At 68.1% G+C, this 2833-nt stretch carries 3 protein-coding genes; 1 reads left to right on the forward strand and 2 read right to left on the reverse strand.

Going from position 1 to position 2833, the window contains the following annotated elements:
* The first annotated feature begins 45 nt into the window (after positions 1 to 45).
* Positions 46 to 300, forward strand: coding sequence for a hypothetical protein (locus A8G08_RS13210; RefSeq protein WP_084436176.1), 255 nt, complete (start codon positions 46 to 48; stop codon positions 298 to 300).
* 13 nt (positions 301 to 313) lie between these two features.
* Here the strand turns inward: A8G08_RS13210 and guaA are convergent, their stop codons facing one another.
* The gene (gene guaA / locus A8G08_RS13215; protein WP_068274517.1) at positions 314 to 1903 is read right to left on the reverse strand and encodes a glutamine-hydrolyzing GMP synthase; all 1590 of its coding nucleotides are present in this window, start codon (positions 1901 to 1903) and stop codon (positions 314 to 316) included.
* 66 nt (positions 1904 to 1969) lie between these two features.
* Positions 1970 to 2833, reverse strand: an 864-nt coding sequence (locus tag A8G08_RS13220) for a GMC oxidoreductase (RefSeq protein WP_169823305.1), incomplete at its 5' end; no start/stop codon positions are given.

Genomic DNA, 2833 nt, shown 5'->3' on the forward strand with positions numbered 1-2833 from the left:
TGACGCTGGATGTGGATGGCCGATTCGGCAAGGTGGAGGTGCTCCGTGGCTGACGAATTCGACACCGACTGGGCAGAAGATGGGCGCTCCGCAGGCTCCGCGCCGCGCGAAGGCAAACGCGGACCGTCGGTCCTGCTCCTGCTCTCCGGAATCCTCGCGCTCGTCGTGAGCGGGTGGGCGCTCGCCGGTGGGAACGGCTGGCCGGGCGAGGGCGTGGATGGCCCGAACCTCGGCTGGATCCTTGTCGTTGCGGCGATCATCGTGGGCGCGCTTCTCGTCTTCACGCCCAGCAAGCGCTAACTCGCGCGCTCGGTCACTCCCATTCGATGGTGCCCGGCGGCTTGCTGGTCACGTCCAGCACGACGCGGTTCACGTCGGGCACCTCGTTGGTGATGCGAGTCGAGATTCGTTCCAGCACCTCGTAGGGCAGGCGGGTCCAGTCGGCGGTCATCGCGTCCTCGCTCGACACCGGCCGCAGCACGATCGGGTGTCCGTAGGTACGGCCGTCACCCTGCACACCGACGCTGCGCACGTCTGCGAGCAGCACCACCGGGCACTGCCAGATCTGCTTGTCGAGACCGGCCGCGGTGAGTTCCTCGCGAGCGATCGCATCGGCCTGCCGCAGCGTCGCGAGCCGTCCCTCGTTGACCTCGCCGACAATGCGGATGGCCAGGCCCGGACCCGGGAAGGGCTGGCGCGCAACGATTTCCTCGGGCAATCCGAGTTCGCGGCCGACGGCGCGGACCTCATCCTTGAACAGCAACCGCAGCGGCTCAACGAGTTCGAACTCGAGATCGTCGGGCAGTCCACCGACGTTGTGGTGGCTCTTGATGTTTGCCGTGCCCGAACCACCGCCCGACTCGACGACGTCCGGGTACAGCGTGCCCTGCACGAGGTACTCCACTGCCGGCGCACCAGTCAGGCCGGTCGTCGTCATGGTCTCGTTCACAACCTCCGCGACCGCACCCTCGAAGCTGCGGATGAACTCGCGGCCGATGATCTTGCGCTTCTCCTCCGGATCGGTCACTCCGTCGAGTTCGCCGAGGAACTTGTCGACGGCGTCGACGGTGACCAGCTTGGCACCGGTGGAGGCGACGAAGTCCTGCTGCACCTGCTCACGCTCGCCGGCCCGCAGCAGACCGTGGTCGACGAACACACACGTCAGACGGTCACCGATTGCGCGTTGCACTAGGGCCGCGGCGACCGCGGAGTCGACACCGCCGGACAGACCGCAGATCGCGTGCCCGTCACCGATCTGGGTACGGACCTGCTCTACCAGGGCCTCTGCGATATTCGCGGGCGTCCAGACCGCATCGATGCCCGCGATCTCGTGCAGGAAGCGGCTGAGCACCTGCTGGCCGTGCGGCGAGTGCAGCACCTCGGGGTGGTACTGCACGCCGGCCAGGCGGCGCGCGCGGTTCTCGAACGCCGCGACCGGCGCACCCGCGCTGGTGCCGGTGACCTCGAAACCCTCCGGGGCGTCGGTGACCGCGTCACCGTGGCTCATCCACACCGGCTGCACGGTGGGCAGCCCGCCGTGCAGGATGCCGCCGTCGACGCTGAGTTCGGTGCGGCCGTACTCGCGGGTGCCGGTGTGCGACACCGTGCCGCCGAGGGCCTGGGCCATCGCCTGGAATCCGTAGCAGATGCCGAAGACGGGGATGTCGTGATCGAACAACCGCGGGTCGAGCTGCGGTGCGCCCTCGGTGTACACACTCGACGGCCCGCCGGACAGGACGATCGCGCGGGGTTTGCGCGCCACCATCTCCTCGACCGTGGTCGTGTGCGGGACCACCTCCGAGTACACCTTCGCCTCGCGCACGCGGCGCGCGATCAGTTGTGCGTACTGGGCGCCGAAGTCGACGACGAGGACCGGGGAATCGGGCTGCTGCGTTTGTGCCACTCGGATGATTCTAGCTGCGACGACACGGCGCGAACGCGCCCGTACCGGGCAGTGCGATTACGCGCATCAGGCCGACTTGATCTCAACGATCGGCAGCCGCAGTGCCGCGGGCGCCTCGGCGGGCACGACGGGCTGCTTCGGGTGCACCGGCGCGAGCCGCTGGTACGCGGCCCCCTGCTCGGGACGGGTGTCGGCCTCGCCCTTGTTCGGCCACATCGCCGCGGACCGCTCGGCCTGCGCGCAAATGGTCAGTGACGGGTTGACACCGAGGTTCGCCGATACCGCTGCGCCGTCCACGATGCTGAGCGTCGGGTAGCCGTAAACCCGGTGGTACGGATCGATTACGCCGGTATCCGGGCCGTCGCCGATCGTGCACCCGCCGAGGAAATGCGCCGTCAGTGGGATGTCGAAGATCTCACCCCAGGTGCCGCCCGCGACCGCGTCGATCTTGCCGGCGATTCGGCGAGTCGCCTCGTTGCCGACCGGGATCCAGGTCGGGTTCGGCTCACCGTGGCCCTGTTTGCTCGTGTACCGGCGCCCGAAGAGTCCGCGCTTGGTGAACGTGGTGATCGAGTTGTCGAGGTTCTGCATGACGAGCGCGATCATGGTGCGCTCGCTCCAGTTCCGCACCGACAAAAGCCGCGCTGTCCCGATCGGGTTTCGCAGTACCGCCAAGATGAACTTCATCCAGCGCGGCACCCGCCCACCACCGTCCACCATCAGCGTCTGCAGCAGGCCCATCGCGTTCGAGCCCTTGCCGTAGCGCACCGGCTCGATATGGGTGTCCGCGGTCGGGTGGAACGACGACGTGATCGCGACGCCCTTGGTGAGGTCGAGTGCCGGGTCGACCTTGTACTTGCCCGCGCCGACGATGGATTCGGAGTTGGTGCGGGTGAGCAGGCCGAGCCGGTCGGACATCTTCGGCAGCAC

Origin of the sequence: Aldersonia kunmingensis, from assembly GCF_001646865.1 — a bacterium.
GTDB classification, from domain to species: Bacteria; Actinomycetota; Actinomycetes; order Mycobacteriales; family Mycobacteriaceae; genus Aldersonia; species Aldersonia kunmingensis.